This is a genomic window from Delftia acidovorans SPH-1, assembly GCF_000018665.1.
Classification (GTDB): domain Bacteria; phylum Pseudomonadota; class Gammaproteobacteria; order Burkholderiales; family Burkholderiaceae_C; genus Comamonas; species Comamonas acidovorans.
In genome coordinates this window covers 3,281,484-3,297,936 of record NC_010002.1, presented here as the reverse complement: position 1 = coordinate 3,297,936, position 16,453 = coordinate 3,281,484, and the positions used below count along the sequence as shown (strand labels likewise).

At 64.3% G+C, this 16,453-nt stretch carries 15 protein-coding genes; 2 read left to right on the top strand and 13 right to left on the bottom strand.

Annotation, left to right across the window (positions count from 1 at the left end; translation table 11 throughout):
* Positions 1-10: 10 nt before the first annotated feature.
* The 8 genes from truB to DACI_RS14990 form a co-directional block, all read right to left on the bottom strand.
* Positions 11-976 carry a tRNA pseudouridine(55) synthase TruB gene (truB, locus tag DACI_RS15025; RefSeq protein ID WP_012204836.1) on the bottom strand — a complete coding sequence of 322 codons (966 nt, stop codon included), beginning with the start codon at positions 974-976 and terminating at the stop codon, positions 11-13.
* Between the two features lie 4 nt (positions 977-980).
* The gene (rbfA, locus tag DACI_RS15020; protein WP_012204835.1) at positions 981-1,352 is read right to left on the bottom strand and encodes a 30S ribosome-binding factor RbfA; all 372 of its coding nucleotides are present in this window, start codon (positions 1,350-1,352) and stop codon (positions 981-983) included.
* 6 nt (positions 1,353-1,358) lie between these two features.
* A complete protein-coding gene (gene infB, locus DACI_RS15015) occupies positions 1,359-4,220 on the bottom strand; it encodes a translation initiation factor IF-2 (RefSeq protein ID WP_012204834.1) in 2,862 nt (953 codons plus the stop codon).
* 23 nt (positions 4,221-4,243) lie between these two features.
* Positions 4,244-5,731, bottom strand: coding sequence for a transcription termination factor NusA (nusA, locus tag DACI_RS15010; protein WP_012204833.1), 1,488 nt, complete (start codon positions 5,729-5,731; stop codon positions 4,244-4,246).
* Positions 5,732-5,818: 87 nt separating this feature from the next.
* A complete protein-coding gene (gene rimP / locus DACI_RS15005; protein WP_012204832.1) occupies positions 5,819-6,397 on the bottom strand; it encodes a ribosome maturation factor RimP in 579 nt (192 codons plus the stop codon).
* Positions 6,398-6,662: 265 nt separating this feature from the next.
* Entirely contained in the window at positions 6,663-7,064 is a 402-nt protein-coding gene (locus tag DACI_RS15000) for a thioredoxin family protein (RefSeq protein ID WP_012204831.1), read from the bottom strand.
* A 9-nt stretch (positions 7,065-7,073) separates the two neighbouring features.
* On the bottom strand, positions 7,074-8,417 hold the full coding sequence (locus DACI_RS14995; protein WP_012204830.1) for a c-type cytochrome: 1,344 nt from the start codon (positions 8,415-8,417) through the stop codon (positions 7,074-7,076).
* A complete protein-coding gene (locus DACI_RS14990; RefSeq protein WP_012204829.1) occupies positions 8,414-9,259 on the bottom strand; it encodes a c-type cytochrome in 846 nt (281 codons plus the stop codon). The genes DACI_RS14995 and DACI_RS14990 overlap by 4 nt, the downstream gene beginning before the upstream one ends.
* Before the next feature lie 168 nt (positions 9,260-9,427).
* Between DACI_RS14990 and DACI_RS14985 the strand changes: the two genes are divergently transcribed.
* Together DACI_RS14985 and DACI_RS14980 are read left to right on the top strand one after the other, a co-directional pair.
* Positions 9,428-10,423 carry a DnaJ C-terminal domain-containing protein gene (locus DACI_RS14985; protein ID WP_012204828.1) on the top strand — a complete coding sequence of 332 codons (996 nt, stop codon included), beginning with the start codon at positions 9,428-9,430 and terminating at the stop codon, positions 10,421-10,423.
* Entirely contained in the window at positions 10,420-10,755 is a 336-nt protein-coding gene (locus DACI_RS14980) for a MerR family transcriptional regulator (protein ID WP_012204827.1), read from the top strand. Before DACI_RS14985 ends, DACI_RS14980 begins: the two co-directional genes overlap by 4 nt.
* 180 nt (positions 10,756-10,935) lie before the next feature.
* On the opposite strand, the gene gmtX is transcribed toward DACI_RS14980, so the two are convergent.
* The 5 genes from gmtX to DACI_RS32380 all read right to left on the bottom strand — a co-directional run bounded on the left by gmtX (position 10,936) and on the right by DACI_RS32380 (position 16,387).
* The gene (gene gmtX, locus DACI_RS14975) at positions 10,936-11,616 is read right to left on the bottom strand and encodes a gamma-mobile-trio protein GmtX (protein ID WP_012204585.1); all 681 of its coding nucleotides are present in this window, start codon (positions 11,614-11,616) and stop codon (positions 10,936-10,938) included.
* Positions 11,613-14,222, bottom strand: a complete 2,610-nt coding sequence (gene gmtZ, locus DACI_RS14970; RefSeq protein ID WP_012204584.1) for a gamma-mobile-trio integrase GmtZ — start codon at positions 14,220-14,222, stop codon at positions 11,613-11,615. Before gmtZ ends, gmtX begins: the two co-directional genes overlap by 4 nt.
* 9 nt (positions 14,223-14,231) lie before the next feature.
* Positions 14,232-15,632, bottom strand: a complete 1,401-nt coding sequence (gene gmtY, locus DACI_RS14965; protein ID WP_012204583.1) for a gamma-mobile-trio recombinase GmtY — start codon at positions 15,630-15,632, stop codon at positions 14,232-14,234.
* A gap of 7 nt (positions 15,633-15,639) precedes the next feature.
* Entirely contained in the window at positions 15,640-15,945 is a 306-nt protein-coding gene (locus DACI_RS14960) for a hypothetical protein (protein ID WP_012204582.1), read from the bottom strand.
* Between the two features lie 280 nt (positions 15,946-16,225).
* A complete protein-coding gene (locus tag DACI_RS32380; protein ID WP_012204826.1) occupies positions 16,226-16,387 on the bottom strand; it encodes a hypothetical protein in 162 nt (53 codons plus the stop codon).
* Positions 16,388-16,453: the final 66 nt, after the last annotated feature.

Here is a 16,453-nt window from a genome sequence, read left to right as displayed (position 1 = left end):
TGCCGCTGCGTCATGGGCGCGGCGTGTCTTCCAAAATCTGTTGAATTTCCAGTGAACTGAGCAGGCGCCCGGGGATGAGTTCCCCACGCACCACGCGCCCCACTCCCAGCAGAGCCTGTGGGTTCTCGCCATACACAGCCACCGCCTCGGCATCGGCCCAAGCGCCCTTGCGGGGCAGGCCCGTGAGAAAACGGGCCGCATCTTGCTCGCCCAGCGTGACAGCCGTGTGGCTGGCCAGCAGGGCGTCGACAGGCTGCAACTGCTGCAGACGCTCGCCCTCGCCCATGGCGGCCAGCGCCTCCAGCGAGATACAGCGCTCGACACCCAGCCCCCCGGTGTCGATACGGCGCAGCGCGCGCAGGTGCGCGCCGCAGCCCAGGGCCTCGCCCACGTCCTCGGCCAGCGTGCGGATATAGGTGCCCTTGCTGCAGGTCACCAGCATCCGGATCGCAGGCAAGCCTTCGCTGTCTTGCGTCAGCGAAAGCTCCAGTGCGTGGATTGTCACTTCGCGCGCCGGGCGCTCGACTTCGATGCCGGCACGCGCATATTCATAGAGAGCCTTGCCGTCCTTCTTGAGGGCGCTGTACATGGGTGGCACCTGGCGGATCGCACCCGTGAACTGCGCCTGCACGGCGGCCAATCGCTCGGCCGTGAGGGCGGCGAGGTCAACGGCGCGCTCGCGCAGCACCTCGCCCTCGGCATCGGCCGTGGTCGTGGTCTGGCCCAGGCGCGCAATCGCCTCATAGGTCTTGGCAGCCTCAAGCTGCAACTGGCTGAACTTGGTCGCCGCACCGAAGCACAGCGGCAGCACGCCGGTGGCCAACGGGTCCAGCGTGCCGGTGTGTCCGGCCTTTTCGGCGCGCAGCAACCACTTGACCTTTTGCAAGGCGTCGTTGCTGGACAGCTCCAGCGGTTTGTCGAGTAGCAACACCCCATGCACAGGGCGCCGCTGCACCCTTGTGCGTGGCGCGTTCATGGGGCTACTCTTCCTTTCCGCGCGAAGAAACGGCCTTGGCGATCAAGGCGTTCATGTCGGCCGCACGCTCGGAGGTGCGGTCGTAGATGAAGTGCAACGTGGGCACTGTGTGGATGTGCAGGCGCTTGAACAGGCCATTGCGCAGGAAGCCTGCGGCCTGGTTCAACGCTTCCTGCGTCGCCTGTGGATCGCCCACGAGCAGGCTGAAGTAGACCTTGGCGTGGGCATAGTCCGGAGTCACCTCCACGCTTTGCAGCGTGACCATGCCCACGCGCGGGTCCTTCAACTCGCGCGCGATCAGCTCTGCCAGATCACGCTGGATCTGGTCAGAGACTTTGAAGCTGCGATTCGGAGCAGCGGACTTGCGTGTTGCCATGGCGAATTACAGCGAGCGCGCGATTTCCTTGATCTCGAACACTTCGAGCACGTCGCCTTCGCGAATGTCGTTGTAGTTCTTGAGCTTGATACCGCACTCGAAGCCTTCCTTGACTTCCTTGACGTCGTCCTTCAGGCGCTTGAGCGATTCGATCTCGCCCGTGTAGATGACCACGTTCTCGCGCAGCAGGCGGAAATGCGCATTGCGCGTGACCTGGCCTTGCGTGATGTACGAGCCGGCCACGGTGCCGATCTTCGAAGCCACGAACACGGTGCGGATCTCGGCCATGCCGATGATCTCTTCCTTGCGCTCGGGAGCCAGCATGCCGGACATGGCCGCCTTCACCTCTTCGACAGCGTCGTAGATGATGTTGTAGTAGCGCAGGTCCACATCGTTGCTCTCGGCCGTCTTGCGCGCCTGGGCATCGGCCCGGACGTTGAAGCCGATGATGATGGCCTTGGAGGCCAGCGCCAGGTTCACGTCGGACTCGCTGATGCCGCCCACGCCCGAGTAGACCAGCTGAACGCGGATCTCGTCGGTCGAGAGCTTGAGCAGCGATGTGCCCAGCGCTTCCTGCGAGCCCTGCATGTCGGCCTTGATGATGATGGGCAGGGTCTGGACCTCGCCTGCACCCATTTCGGCAAACATGTTCTCGAGCTTGGCAGCCTGCTGGCGGGCCAGCTTGGTGTGGCGGAACTTGCCGGCGCGGTAGGTCGCGATTTCGCGGGCACGACGCTCGTCCTGCAGCACCATGAAGTCGTCGCCGGCCTGGGGCACGTCGGACAGACCCTGGATTTCCACCGGGATGGAGGGGCCTGCAGACTTGGTCTGCTTGCCGTCTTCGTCCAGCATGGCGCGCACGCGGCCGTAGGTCTGGCCTGCCAGCACCACGTCGCCCACCTTCAGCGTACCGGACTGCACCAGCACCGTGGCCACAGGGCCGCGGCCCTTGTCCAGCTGGGCTTCGATGACCAGGCCCTTGGCAGCGGCTTCCACGGGAGCGGTCAGCTCCAGCACTTCGGCCTGCAGCAGAACCTGCTCCAGCAGCTCGTCGATGCCCTGGCCGGTCTTGGAGGACACGGCGATGAACGGGGACTCGCCGCCGTACTCTTCAGGCACCACCTGCTCGGCCACCAGGCCTTGCTTGACGCGGTCGAGGTTGGCATCGGGCTTGTCGGCCTTGGTGATGGCAACCACGATGGGCACACCAGCCGCCTTCGCGTGCTTGATGGCTTCCTTGGTCTGGGGCATCACGCCGTCGTCGGCCGCGCACACCAGGATGACGATGTCGGTGGCCTGGGCACCACGGGCACGCATGGCCGTGAAGGCCTCGTGGCCCGGGGTATCCAGGAAGGTGACGATGCCGCGGGGCGTCGTCACATGGTAGGCACCGATGTGCTGGGTAATGCCACCGGCTTCGCCCGACGCCACCTTGGTGCGGCGGATGTAGTCCAGCAGCGAGGTCTTGCCGTGGTCCACGTGGCCCATGACGGTGACCACGGGAGCACGCGACTCCTGGGCAGCTTCCTGCTGGGACACTTCCTCGGCCGTGAAGGCTTCGGGATCGTCCAGCGCGGCGACCTTGGCCGTGTGGCCCATTTCCTCGACCACGATCATGGCCGTGTCCTGGTCCAGAGGCTGGTTGATGGTGACCATCTGGCCCATCTTCATCAGCACCTTGATCAGCTCGGACGCCTTGACCGACATCTTGTGCGCCAGTTCGGCCACGGTGATGGTCTCGGGCACGTGCACTTCGATGGCGCGGAATTCCGCTGCCGCGCTCTGGTGCTGACCGTCATGACGGTCATTGCCACGACGGCCGCCACGCGGGCCGCCGCGCCAGTTGGAACGGCCACCCACGCCACCGGAGCTGTCGCCACGGGTCTTGATTTCCTTCTTCTTGCCATCGCCAGCCCAGCTCGACGAGAGCTTGGCGGACTTGACTTCCTTGCCGGCACCGGCAGGCGCACCCGCACGCGCACCGGCTCCACCGGCGGTCGTGCCAGCGGGCTTGTGCAGCGTGGTCTTCTTGGCATCGCCGGCAGCGGGCGCTGCAGGCTTGGCCACGGGCTTGGGCTCTTCAGGCTTCTTGGCCACGAGCACCTTCTTGGGCGCAGCCATCATGGCGCGAATGGCTTCGGCCTCGGCCAGCGCCTTGCGGCGGCGGTCTTCCAGATCCTTGGCGCGTTCGGCTTCCTCGGCCGCGCGGGCCTTGGATTCTTCCTCGGCCTTGACGCGAGCCGCAACCTGGGCTTCGGCGCGCGCTGCCTGGCCTGCAGCCTGCTCACGCGAAGCTTCCTGCTTTGCGCGGTTGGCCTCGAGGATCTTTGCGGCTTCTGCAGCCGCATAGGCGCTTGCGCGCTCTTCGGCTTCTCGCTCGCGTTGTTGAACTAGTTCGCGCTCTTCGCGCTCACGGCGTTGCTGTGCCAATTCTTCCTCCTCGCGGCCGATCATTTCGGCCTGGCGACGTGCTTCCCCTTCGCGGCGCACCAGATCCTGGGACTCGCGCTCCGATGCCGCGCGCTGCTCCTGGGCAGCGGCAACGACAGCGGGATCGGAGGCACCATCGGCGACCTCGTCACGCTTGACGAAGGTGCGCTTCTTGCGCACTTCCACCTGGATGGTGCGGGCGCGGCCCGACGAATCGGCCTGCTTGATCTCGCTTGTGGACCGTTTGGTCAGCGTGATCTTCTTGGCGCCACTTCCGTGGCTGGCCTGCAGATGGCTGAGCAGTTGCTGCTTGTCGCCGTCGGTCAACGCATCCGATGCGTTGTCCTTGGCGACGCCTGCAGCCTTGAGCTGCTGCAGCAACGTGTCAGGGGTCTTGTTGAGCTCTCTTGCAAACTCGGCAACCGTATTACTGGACATATATGCTCTGAACCTCCCTGACCTTACTCTTGCCCTTCGGTGAACCAGTGTTCACGCGCCTTCATGATCAAAGCCTTCGCTTCTTCCTCGGTCTGCCCGGTCAGCTCGGTCAACTCGTCGATGGCCAGATCGGCCAGATCGTCTCGGGTGTGCACATCGGCCTCGGCCAGCTTGTCCACGATCTCCGGAGTCATTCCCTCGAGCGTCAGCAGATCCTGCGACACTTTGCCCACGTTTTCCTCGTGCGCGATTTCCTGCGTCAGCAGTGCATCTTTCGCCCGGGTGCGCAACTCGTTCACCGTCTCTTCGTCGAACGCCTCGATTTCGAGCATTTCCTGCAGCGGCACATAGGCCACTTCTTCCAGGGTCTCGAAACCTTCCTCGATGAGGATGTTGGCGATTTCCTCGTCCACATCGAGCTTTTCCATGAACAGCTGGCGCGCAACGGCGGACTCGTCCGCCTGCTTTTGCGCAGACTCAGCCGCGTCCATGATGTTGATCTTCCAGCCGGTGAGCTCGGAAGCCAGGCGAACATTCTGACCGCCACGGCCGATGGCGATGGCGAGGTTTTCCTCGTCAACCACCACGTCCATGGCATGCTTTTCCTCGTCCACAACGATGGACGACACATTGGCCGGAGCCAGCGCGCCGATCACGAACTGTGCAGGGTCTTCGGACCACAGCACGATGTCCACGCGCTCGCCAGCCAGTTCATTGGTGACGGCGTTGACACGGGTGCCCCGCACGCCGACGCAGGTGCCGATGGGATCGACACGCTTGTCATGGCTGAGCACGGCGATCTTGGCGCGGCTGCCGGAATCGCGAGCGCAGCTCTTGATCTCCAGCAGGCCCTGCTCGATCTCGGGCACTTCGTTGCGGAACAACTCGACCATGAACTCGGGCGCCGAGCGCGACAGGATGATGGGCGCGCCGCGCAGCGTGGCGTCCACTTCCATGATCATGGCCCGCACGCGGTCGCCGTTGCGCAGGTTTTCCTTGGGGATCATCTCGTTGCGGCGCAGGCGTCCTTCGACACGGCCGGCCTCGACGATGATGTCGCCCTTGTCCATGCGCTTGACGGTGCCCGTGAAGATCCGGTCGCCGCGCGACAGGAACTCGTTGAGCAGCATTTCGCGCTCGGCGTCACGGATCTTCTGCAGGATGACCTGCTTGGCCGCCATGGCGCCGATGCGGCCGATGGGCACCGACTCGATCTCTTCCTCGATGTACTCGCCTTCGGAGATACCGGGGACGCGGTCCTGTGCGTCCATCAGCATTTCTTCGGCATCGGGGTTTTGCAGGCCCGCATCATCGGGCACCACCAGCCAGCGGCGGAAGGTGTCGTAGTTACCGCTATCGCGATCGATGGCCACGCGGATGTCCACCTCACCTTGGTACAGCTTCTTGGTGGCCTGGGCCAGGGCCGATTCCACTGCACCGAACACCAGATCGCGCTCCACGTTCTTTTCGCGCGAAATGGCTTCTACCAACATCAACAATTCGCGATTCATGCGACGACTCTCCTATTTCAATCACACAGGAAGGGGATGGCAGTGCCCTTCCTGCCCCAATGATTCGACGTACCCTGCCTGCTCCGATCAGACCGGCTTGGCAGAACGCCCCTTGAAATCCACGATGGGAGCCAGACGCGCCTCGCGCAGCTCCTCCAGAGTGAAGCCCAGCGCCTGCAGGGGCGCGGGAACACGCTTTTTGCTGACCTTCTGGCCAGGCTTGACGGGTGGCTCGTCGCTCCAGACGATCTGCCAGCCACCATCTTCGGCACGCTCCAGCGTGCCGCGGAATTTCTTGCGATTGGCGCTGACCTGCCCTTCAGCGGCGGCGCCGATGGGCTCCTTGAGGGTCAGGTCGATGACTTCACCGACAAAGCGGGTGAAGTCCTGCTCGTGCCGCAGGGGGCGATCGATACCAGGGGAGGAGACCTCAAGGCGCGTGTAATCTGCGCCATCAACCTCAAGCGCGAACTGCAGCTGGCGCGTGATCTTCTCGCAGTCCTCGACTGTCACGAACTGCTCCGGCACCACCGGCCCGCCCTCCACCGGGGGCTGCCAAGGCAAATCAATTGTGACGCGCAACAGCCCGCCCGCGGAGCGTTCTATTTCCACCAGGTCATAGCCCAGACCTGTCACGGTTTGTTCAACGATTTGCTGTAGTGCCACGTGTATTTAAATTCAGTCCTGCAAACACAAAAGACCCGGAACGCCCCTGAAACATTGGCAGCAGCCATGTCCCAACAGCGCCGAGCCCCATGGCAATCCCGAAGGTCGCCCGAAGATCGCCCAAAAAAAAGGGCGGTTGGTACCCGCCCGTTTGGTCGTGAATATGCCATTGTATCCGCAAACGACCTTCAGGCCAAGCCCGCCCCGCACAAAAGCGGGGACAGGACGGCGTGCTCAGGCCCGCCCGCGCACCCTTGGCCCTGCGTCAGGCGCCAACGCGCTCCAGCCCCTGCGCCGACTGGAGCCGCCGCAAGAGGGCCTGCGCCTCGGCGGGATCGGCAGGGGCCGCGCCCGGGTCCTGGGCCAGTGACTGCAGCATGCGCGCCACAACCCCCGCCTGGGGCAGCACCGGCCCCAGAAAACGTGCGCGCTCGCCATCGGCCACCAGCAGCGAGGGGAAGGTTTCGATGTCCAGGTCTCCGGCCACGTCCTCGCGGTCCTCGACATCAAGCCAGACAAAGCGCATCTGCGGGAACTGGCTTGCCAGTTCCGCAAACGTGCTTCGGTATTGGTTGCAAACGCCGCACCATTGCGCGCACAGGCACACCACCCACCAGGGGCGGGTGGCGTCGCTGTCGCCCGGCAGCTTGCCGGCCATTGAATCCATGAAAGCCTCTCAGAAACCACGCCCTTCCCGGGCGCGATAAACCTCCATGTTACCGATTTCCGCTGCCTTGTTGCCCCAGGCGTTGCGCACATAGCTGGCCACGGCGGCCACCTGTGCGTCGGACAGCACATGACCGAAAGGCGGCATGCCGTGCGGCTGCGGCTGCTGCCGGGTGGAGGGTGGGTAGCCCCCCTCCAGCAACACCAGCAACAGGTTGCGCGGCTCGGCCAGGGTCACGGAGGCATTGCCCGCAAGCGCGGGAAACGCGCCCGGCGTCCCCTGGCCCTCTGCACCGTGGCATACCGCGCATTGCCGCTCGTAGATGGCCCGCCCCAAGGCCATTTGCCCGGATGGCACGGGCGCGGCAGCAGGCCTGCTCCTGGGCGGGCCTGCTGTCGCGCCCTGCTCCTGCAGGTAGGAAGCAAGTGCCTGCAGATCCTGCGGCTGCCAGTGCTGGGTGCTGCGCGCCACGACTTCGGCCATGGGGCCCAGCGCCGATCCCGAAGGACCCGAACCCGTCTGCAGCAACTGCACCCAGGCGGACTCCTGGCCCTCGCGCACGCCGGCTTCGCCCGGATCAAGCAGCGACGGCGCATACCAGGCCTGCCCTGCCACAAAGCCACCGGACATGGCCTGAGACGAGGCACCCATGCCGTTGCGCGGCGCGTGGCACGCCGCGCAGTGCCCCAGGCCCTGGGCAAGATAGGCACCGCGATTCCAGGCAGCCGCCTTCTGCGGCCGGTCCTGCCAATCCTGCGGGGTGAAGAACAGCGCGCGCCAGACAGCCAGCGAGCCCTGCCAGCCATAGGGAAAGTCCAGCGCATGCCGGGGCACCTGCGCGCGCACGGCGGGCAGGCTTTGCAGATAGGCAAACAATGCGTCCGAGTCGGCGCGCGTCACATGGGTGTAGCTGTCATATGGAAAGGCCGGATACAGCAGGCGCCCTTCCCGTGACCGCCCGTTATGCATTGCACGCCAGAAGTCCTGGGCCGTCCACAGCCCCAGGCCACTTTCCTTGTCAGGCGTGAGATTGCTGGTGTACAGCGTGCCGAACGAGGTGGGCAGACCCCGCCCGCCCGCATACTCGGCGCCTCCAGCCGCCGTATGGCAGCCTGCGCAGTTGCCCACGCGGGCCAGGTAGGCACCGCGCTCTATCAAGGCGGCTGGCGTTTCGCGCGCGCCTGACCAGCCGCCATGACCGTAGGCGTGCACGCCCTGCTCACCGCGCAGGTTGAACCAGGCCAGGAGCGCGCCCAGCAGGGCGATGATCAGCAACGCCAGCCCTGCCACCCTGGCCAGCCGCCGTCGCCCGCGTGTGTTCCCGCTTGCCGCGTTTTCTGCCAGGGTATTCATGGCTTGCCCTCCTGGCCGGCAACGGCGGCTACGGCGCCGCAGCGCAGCGGCATGGGCAGGGCCAGGGCTTCATGTCCGCCCGGCCCTGCCAGTGCAGGGCGCGATGACAGCCAGGCCGTGACGGCCACGACCTCCTGCGCCGTCAGCGCCTTGGCAACCCGGTCCATGCAATCGGGCGCTGCCGCCTTGCGCTGGCCGGAACGCCAGGCACCGATCTGGCTGTTCAGATAGTCGCGCGACAGGCCCAGCAGGCCCGGAATATCGTCACCCGCACCCATGAGCCGCTCACCATGGCATGCAGCGCAGGCGGGCAGGCCGCGCTGCGCGTCGCCCCGCAAGACCAGCTGCTCGCCACGGGCGAGTTCAGCGGGCGGCAGTTGTACCGGCACGGGCGGGGCATAGGGAAGCTCCAGGCCTGCGAAATGCGTGGCGATCTGGCGCAGATAGTCGTCCGACATGAATTCGATCAGCCGGTTCATGGCGGGATAGCTGCGGCGCCCTTGCTGGAAGTTCTTGAGCTGGCGGTACAGATAGCCCGCGGGCTTGCCCGCAATGCGCGGAAAGTAGCCGCTGGGGGTGGCTCGGCCCTCGGGACCATGGCAGGCCGTGCAGGCCAGCACCCTGGAGGCCATAGAGCCCACATCGGGCAGCGGGGCGCTGACCACGGACGGCGGCAGGTCTGCCATGGGCACGCCCGGTGATGGCTGCATGGTCTGCGCGGTCTGCGCCATCACCCCGCAGGTTCCACACGCGCCGGCCACCAGCCATGCGCCCAGCAGGGCCCTCCATCCCCGGGAGCCTGTGCGCCCCCGCCCAGCCCGCCACCGACTGCCATGTGCCATGTCCGACGCCTCCTGTTCCGTCCTGCCGACGCGCGAATGTAATGAACCCGTCACAAGATGCCAGTCAAGCAGGAAAAGGCCCATCGGTTGAGACCCTGCCATGACCGGGCTATGCTGCTTTCGGGTTTGTCCAGAACATCGCCCGCAAGGGCCGGAGGACGGAAATTCATGGATTACAAGGACTACTACCGCATCCTGGCCGTGGACAGGCAGGCCAGTGCCGATGACATCAAGAAGGCTTATCGCAAGCTGGCGCGCAAGTACCACCCCGATGTCAGCAAGGAGGCTGACGCCTCCGAGCGCATGGCCGAAGTCAACGAAGCCAATGCCGTGCTGTCGGACCCCGAAAAGCGCGCAGCCTATGACGCCCTGGCCGATGCGCCGCGCCGCAGCGGGCCCGGCGCCGGCGGCTTCCAGCCACCTCCTGGCTGGGAAGGGCAGGACTTTCACTTTCGCAGCAGCGACGGCGCCATGCCGGAGGGCGACGCGGACTTCAGCGAGTTCTTCTCACAGATGTTCGGCCAGGCCGCGCGTGCCCGCCATGCGGGCGGAGGCGGCCAGCATCGCGCCCCACCCGACATGCGCGGGCAGGACCAGCACGCCAGCATCGAGCTGGACCTGCTGGACAGCTACCAGGGCGCGCAGCGCAGCCTGCACCTGCGCACCACGGTGCTGGATGAGGACGGACACCCCGTGGCGCGCGACAAGGAATTGCAGGTCAGCATTCCCAAGGGCGTGCGCGAAGGCCAGATGATCCGCCTGGCCGGCCAGGGCGGCCCGGGCCTGGGCAACGGCCCGGCAGGCGATCTGCTGCTGGAAGTGCACCTGCGCCACGACCCGCGCTGGTGGGCCGAGGGCAAGGATGTCTACCAGCCCGTGTCCCTGGCTCCCTGGGAAGCCGCACTGGGCGGCCCGGTCCGCGTGGCCACCATTGCCGGTGAATTCGAGGTCAGCGTGCCCGCGGGCAGCCGCGCTGGCCGCAAGCTGCGCATCAAGGGCAAGGGCTTGCCAGCCGCCACGCCGGGCGACCTGTACCTGGTGCTGGGCATCGCCCTGCCCGAGCCCAAGACCGACGCCCAGCGCCAAGCCTATGCGGCACTGGCCCAGGCCTTTCCTTCGTTCGATGCCCGCCAGCACGCAGCGGGCCAAGGAGCCACGCGATGAGCACGCCGCTGTATCCCTTCTACGAGCCCGCAGAACTGCTGGGCGAAGGCGCTCTGGACCTGCAGGATCTGGCCCGCCACTGCCAGCGCAACACCGACTGGGTGGTGGAGCGTGTGCAGACCGGCGTGCTGTACTGCGAAAACGAGCCGCCGGGCGAAGCGACCGCACCGCAGGCACAGTGGCGCTTCAGCAGCCAGACCCTGGTGCGCGCGCGCCGCATAGCCCATCTGGAGCACAGCTTCGATGCCGACCCTCAACTGGCCGCGCTGACGGCGGACCTGATCGAGGAAGTGCAGATGCTGCGCCGCAAGCTCCAGGCACTGCAGCATTGAGAACGCCGCCTCAAAAGCAAAAGCCCTTTAATTGACTCATTCCCTAAACATACATAGGATGTGGGTGAATGAGCGTAGAGCCTTGTCAGAATTGATTTTTTTCTACGAGTCATTGCGGTGTAGAGATACATCGTAATACATCGTAACTACAAAGCGCCGAGGGCAACTTCGGCGCTTTTTTCATGGAATTTTGGGCGTGGATTCGCCCAGCACCTTGCGAACGGCACGAGCAAAGCCCACCTCGAACACCGTCCGTCCGCGCTCGTTGACGATTTCGCCGTGGCTGCCTTCCTTCAAGCCGCGCTCTTCAAGGTAGCTTGCCGAAACCGCTTTCTGCAAGGCTTCACGCTCCGACGACGTCAACTGCGCAGACAGGGCGAGGACAGCCACCGGCAGTGTCCCCGGAGCAGCAGAGATGGTCGCCCCTAAGGGACGTCGATCCACGGTTACCAGCGTGTGGGCCTTCAGCACGTTGAGTTGCGCTTTGAGCTTGTCGCGCTCAGCGATGACGGCCTGCATGATGGAGCGGATGGCAGGGTCTTCGATGCGCATCAGGTAGTCATGGCTCGCCAAGGTTTTGGGTAGCTTGGGCTCAGCGGGTCCGGCATAGGCGGACCACGCTTTAATGAGCACCCGATAGTCGGCGGACTGGGCGTTGTAGAGCGCTCGGCCTTTCAGGATGCCTTCGGCTTCAGCTAGGCGGCCGATGGCCGGCAGGGAGAAGTCGCGCGAGCCGGCTGCGTGCTGCCGGCGGCAAAGCTCGTGCATTTTGGCCAGGTTGGCCTGTCGATTGGAGCGTCCGCCCTTGTCGAGCAGCGACGCAAGCACGGCGTCCGGGTGGATGTCCGTCATGCCGCTCATGCTGCGTCTCCGGTCAAGGGTCGGGGGCCGGAGGGGAACGACTGAACCGGGCGGTCGGCGTGCAGCAGCGAAGCGAGGTCCATGTTGAAGTGCTGGCTGAGGCGTACGCCTGCGTCCATCAGGCGAATCACCTCCCGCTGGCCAAGCACGGGATTCGCAGCGTTCATCTGCTGGGCCAGTCTTCGCATGAAGGCGTTGCCCGCGAGCAGTTGCTCCTGCTCGCCCAGAAGCATGAACACGGGTGGCAGGTCGTCACGATAGAGCACACCATCGAGGAGTTGGCTGCGGCGGAAGACCGCCTTTCCCGGCTCCAGGTCGGGGTAGACCTCGACGCTGTCGCAGACACCGCTCAACTGGAGCAGTTCGGAGTCCGTCTCCTCAAAGGCAACCTGCACGTCGGCCACCTCGCCGACCGTGACCAGTTGCGTGCCGTCGCCTTCTGCGGCATTCAGCGCAGCCTTGCAGCGCTCAATAAGACGCCAGCAGGCCACCAAGTCTTCGGCCAAGTCGCTGAAGCGCTTCATCGCGCTTTCCCACACCCGCTCGGCCTGCCGGTAAGCGTCCTGGCAAGCAAACGGATGTCCAGCGTCCTCCGCGTCAGCCTTCTGCTTTTTCAGGCCCTGAAGCTCCTGTTCGCGCGCAAGGCAGGCGTTGCGTGCCTCGTCGAAGTGATAGGCCAGTGTGTTGAAGTGGGCTGCCAGCGCAGGCAGGTGGTGTGGTTCGGTCACGAACCAGCGGCAACGCACGCAATTGCGACTGCCGCCCGGAACCGCTCCGTACTTCGGAGCGGAAGGTGAGCCTAGGTTTGGCCCGCCGTTATAGCAGCCGCCCACAACGCCGTTATCCTCAGTCTCACTCGTGTTGCCACCGACCAGACACAGACCATGGTGCATCGGCATCCAGCCTACCGGGTTGCGCGCAGCGGGATGCTGCGGGATGGCAGCGGCAAGGCTGGGCACGCTGTTGCAGATGGCCTTTTGCAGCAGTTCGTCGTGTGCGGTATCCAGTAGGAAGTTCTGGATGCTTGATTCCTTGCGCGCCTCCAGCCGCTCCGCAGCACCATGCAGCACATCTCGTATGTGGGTTGCGCCGGGCTTGGTGTAGTAGAGCGTCATCAGCAGCCGGCTGTGGCCGACGAGTTTTTGCAGTATCGGAAACGGTACCTGCCCTTCCAGAGCCAGTGCGGTGATGAGGGAGACGCGCAGGCTGTGCAGCGGGAAGAGGGTTGTCCGCCCATTGTTCTGCTCCTCTGGCGGCGGGAGGAAGCGAATCGGGTTTCCGTTACGGTGGGTTTCACCCAGGTCGGCGAGTCGCAGTTCGAGCGCTTCCAGCAGAACGAACCACGCCCTATCCATGGAACCATCCACCATCGCCAGATGCCGCTCGTCGTCTCGGGCCTCCGGGAACCTGAAGAGGAAGCAAGCGTCAGGATAGCCAGCGAGCTGCACCTCGCTCTTCGCCTTGATGTGGCGGCCATCCAGTTCCGTCCAAGCTGCGCGCCGTGAGACGGGGTTGTACTTCTCCTGCCAATTGCGCAGCTTCTCTAGCCAGTAAAAGACGTCCTGATGTACCGGTCCACCTAAGGACCAGGGCAACACGTAGCCTTTCTCTGTACCGGATTTGGCGATGTCCGCAGTCTTGTTGGTGTTGATGTGAAGCACGGTTGATGCATCTTTACCATCGGAGAGCGGGTTGCTGCGGCGAAACACCCCTTGCTGGAGGGGGCGTCGTTCGCTGCCCCGTGCAAGTCGGTTCGTATTCAAAGTCCACTCACCCGCTGAATAGCGCCAGGTATCCGCTTCGCCCGAGTCGAGCATGCGCACCTGGAAGGTTCGCAGCGGCAGGATGAGCTTCACGAGCAGGGCAACCCAACGCACCGGGCTCCACATCTCCAGCACCTGGCCACCGCGATATTTCGGACTCACCTTGCGGACTCGCCACACGCAGTCGGGGTCGTTCCGGTCAATCTGGCCCTCGGTCACTTCAAACCAATCAGGTGCACCTTGCCCGCGCTGGCCAATTTCCACACCCAGAGCGCTCTGCGCCCACGGCCAGTCGCAGAAGTTTGGGCCTGCTGCCAGCATTTGCCGCAACTCGTCAATGTACCCATAGGGCAGTGGCGAGTGGACGCTCTCATCCCGCCTGGGCAGGCCACTCTTGGACATCCGGAGCACAGGGTTGCGGAAGGCTGGTGAGACCACCGGTTGGCCATTGTCGTCGGCTTCGCTGAACTCCCGCAGCAGCACGAAGTGCAGGAAGGCGTGGATGTTATTGTTGTACTGGATGCCATTCGCTGAATCCGGGCAGGTCGTGCGGTAGAAGTCCGGCAGGACCGTGCTGCGGGCCAGGAACACCGAGGGGTCAAGCGGCAGCCCCTGCTGGACGAGGTAGCGTTCGAAGAAGGCCGCCAAGGCATTAAGCCTCCACCCAACCCCGCTCGTTTCCCCTTGGAGCCACTCCACTGCCAATACGCGCCAGGCCTCGAGTTGTGGATGCTCCAGTTCGACCCAGCGCAGGGTGATGTCGCTTTTACGCGAGACCCTTTTGACCTTGGGAGCCGGGGCGGTAGATGACTTGGCCGTAGTCGTTGTTTTCTTTTCGGTCATACGGATTACCTATTCATCTAGCTCGATACCCGGCTGTGGCCGGCCCAGCACAGTCGGAGGGCCGGCGTGCTGAGCCCGCAGTCGCTGCGCGGCGGTTTCAAGTGCTGCGATGGCCTCGTGGGTGGTCGCTTGCGTGTAGACCTGCTGGCTCTCCTCGGATGCGTGATGCATAAAGCGACGGATGAGCGACTTATCGACATCGGCGTTGCGCAGCCGCCGACCATAGGCGTGACGGTGGCCATGGGGTGTCGTGCCCAGTGCCTTGCCGACCGTAAGACCGATACGTTCACAGGCGGCGGCATGCGCCTTGTTGTACTGGTTGAGCGTGTACACCCCGCCCACTGGCTCTCGACTGAGGTTGATAAAGGCAAACGGGTGGCCACGGTCGATACGCGCGACCTGCTCCAGGTAACGGTGCCAGAGTTGCAGGAACCACTTGCCATATTCTGGCAAGAACCAGTACGCCTGCTTGTAGTAGGCCGCGTCATGCGTACCGCCTTTCCAGCCGGCATGGCGCCTGTCCATCAACTCATTGCGAGGCACAAGGCCGAATTGCTGGGCAAGGTATTCCGCCCGGTTGCCCTTGCGTGACTTGCCTCTTTCATCGCGCCAATCGGCGGGTGCTCCGCCATGGCTCGGGTGATGGATGAGCACCCTGGCCTGACTCGGGTTGGCTGGGTCCGGGAATACATCGGAGATGTAGAGGTGGAAAGGCTCCGACTCTCGGAAACCGGCCCCGTGCAGCAGCAACGTGATGAGCATGCCACGGTAGTCCTGGCGTCCAGCTGCATGGAATCCCTTGGCAAGCAGTTCCTCGAAACGCTCTTCCGGGAAGGCTGGCGGTTCACCCTTCTCAACTCTCGGCAGGCGTTGGCCCCGGACACGGTGCCCGGTCTCGGCGGGGGAAGCGTTAGCCGCCCAGGCGTGCCCGAGGAAGGCCTTGCTGCGCCGGTACTGGTAGGCGGCTTCATCGGTCTGGCGGTCGAAGGCGCCGCCCGCGTAGCGCGGGTTCACCTGGGCCGCCTCGGGACGCATCTCGCCGAGCCAGTCAAAGAAGTCGGTCAGGTGGGTGACGATGTGCGAAGCATCCTGCGGCGAGCGCGGCGCCCAGCAAAGGCCACTGGGGTCCAGACCGGTCGCACGGTCGAAGGTGCCGGTGTACAGCCGCTGGGCGAAGTTCTGGAACAGACGGTAGGTGTCGCGCTCGCCAGGGTTGGATTGCAGGTATTCGAGGAACATCCGCACCGAGCGGGTCACTTTCGACATCCAGGCCAAGCTGCGGTCGTGGCTGCGGTACAGGCAATAGTCCAGCAAGGGCTCCAGCACCCCCGCCGGGGTCAGTAACGCAGGCAACTCGGCGTAGGCCCCGGTGGCATCAGTATGGACACGGGCTTTGACGGTCACGAACATGGTCGACCTAGACAGCCAAGGTGCGCAACAGGTCAGTTGCGCCTTTGAAATCGATGTGGCGCGCATGCATGACCATATCCATGGCGCCCCCACCGCAGCGCTGGAGCCGGGTATCGAAGAACTTGGGGCCGCGCAGCAGCAATTCGAAATCCCGCCCTTCAACATTGATGTGATAGCGCTGGGTGCCGTGCGTGCTCAGTGGCTCAAACGTGTCGTCGGCCTTTACGTAGCTCTCCAGCTTCTCCAGCATCAACAAGGCATCGAGCTCCCGCCAGCGCCCCAGAGTCAAGCTATCGACAAAAAGTCGTCCCATACGTCCCTCCCCCGGACCCCACCTGCTACTCGTCTTCAAAGAAAGACGGCTACTCGAAACAGCCAGAGATAGCGCTGCATCTTCGCACTCAACCTACATAAGATGCAAATTCATGGAATAGCTACAAGATAATTAGGTCAAGAAAAAACCCCTGCAAGAGGGGTTTGAGTAGCTTCCGACAGTTAAACCGTCCCAACTATGTATTGATTGTTGGGGGGAATAACGAAAGAGGGCTTTTGCTTTCAGAACGTGGCCGCAGCAGGCATGCGGCCCGCCGTGCTCAGCGGTGACGCTTGCCGGGGTTCTTCTTGGTATGGGTGTGGGCGCCACGGGCGCGGCTCACGCGCTGGCCACGGCCGGGCGTCGGCAGGGTGACGCCGTTGGGCAGGGGAGGCTGGGGAGTGAACTTGCGGTCGGCTTCGGTAACGATCTTGTTGCCCATGGCATTTCCTTCTTCAAAAAAATGAGAACGCGCAATTAGGCCATAGACCTGCATGACCGCGCACAA

What these genes read in the sequence shown, in the direction of transcription:
- gmtZ (WP_012204584.1), bottom strand. Translation starts at nt 14,222, where the DNA reads ATGACCGAAAAGAAAACAACGACTACGGCCAAGTCATCTACCGCCCCG.
- DACI_RS14960 (WP_012204582.1), bottom strand. Translation starts at nt 15,945, where the DNA reads ATGGGACGACTTTTTGTCGATAGCTTGACTCTGGGGCGCTGGCGGGAG.
- infB (WP_012204834.1), bottom strand. Translation starts at nt 4,220, where the DNA reads ATGTCCAGTAATACGGTTGCCGAGTTTGCAAGAGAGCTCAACAAGACC.
- DACI_RS14980 (WP_012204827.1), top strand. Translation starts at nt 10,420, where the DNA reads ATGAGCACGCCGCTGTATCCCTTCTACGAGCCCGCAGAACTGCTGGGC.
- DACI_RS14995 (WP_012204830.1), bottom strand. Translation starts at nt 8,417, where the DNA reads ATGAATACCCTGGCAGAAAACGCGGCAAGCGGGAACACACGCGGGCGA.
- rbfA (WP_012204835.1), bottom strand. Translation starts at nt 1,352, where the DNA reads ATGGCAACACGCAAGTCCGCTGCTCCGAATCGCAGCTTCAAAGTCTCT.
- gmtY (WP_012204583.1), bottom strand. Translation starts at nt 15,632, where the DNA reads ATGTTCGTGACCGTCAAAGCCCGTGTCCATACTGATGCCACCGGGGCC.
- DACI_RS15000 (WP_012204831.1), bottom strand. Translation starts at nt 7,064, where the DNA reads ATGGATTCAATGGCCGGCAAGCTGCCGGGCGACAGCGACGCCACCCGC.
- DACI_RS14990 (WP_012204829.1), bottom strand. Translation starts at nt 9,259, where the DNA reads ATGGCACATGGCAGTCGGTGGCGGGCTGGGCGGGGGCGCACAGGCTCC.
- nusA (WP_012204833.1), bottom strand. Translation starts at nt 5,731, where the DNA reads ATGAATCGCGAATTGTTGATGTTGGTAGAAGCCATTTCGCGCGAAAAG.
- gmtX (WP_012204585.1), bottom strand. Translation starts at nt 11,616, where the DNA reads ATGAGCGGCATGACGGACATCCACCCGGACGCCGTGCTTGCGTCGCTG.
- DACI_RS14985 (WP_012204828.1), top strand. Translation starts at nt 9,428, where the DNA reads ATGGATTACAAGGACTACTACCGCATCCTGGCCGTGGACAGGCAGGCC.
- DACI_RS32380 (WP_012204826.1), bottom strand. Translation starts at nt 16,387, where the DNA reads ATGGGCAACAAGATCGTTACCGAAGCCGACCGCAAGTTCACTCCCCAG.
- truB (WP_012204836.1), bottom strand. Translation starts at nt 976, where the DNA reads ATGAACGCGCCACGCACAAGGGTGCAGCGGCGCCCTGTGCATGGGGTG.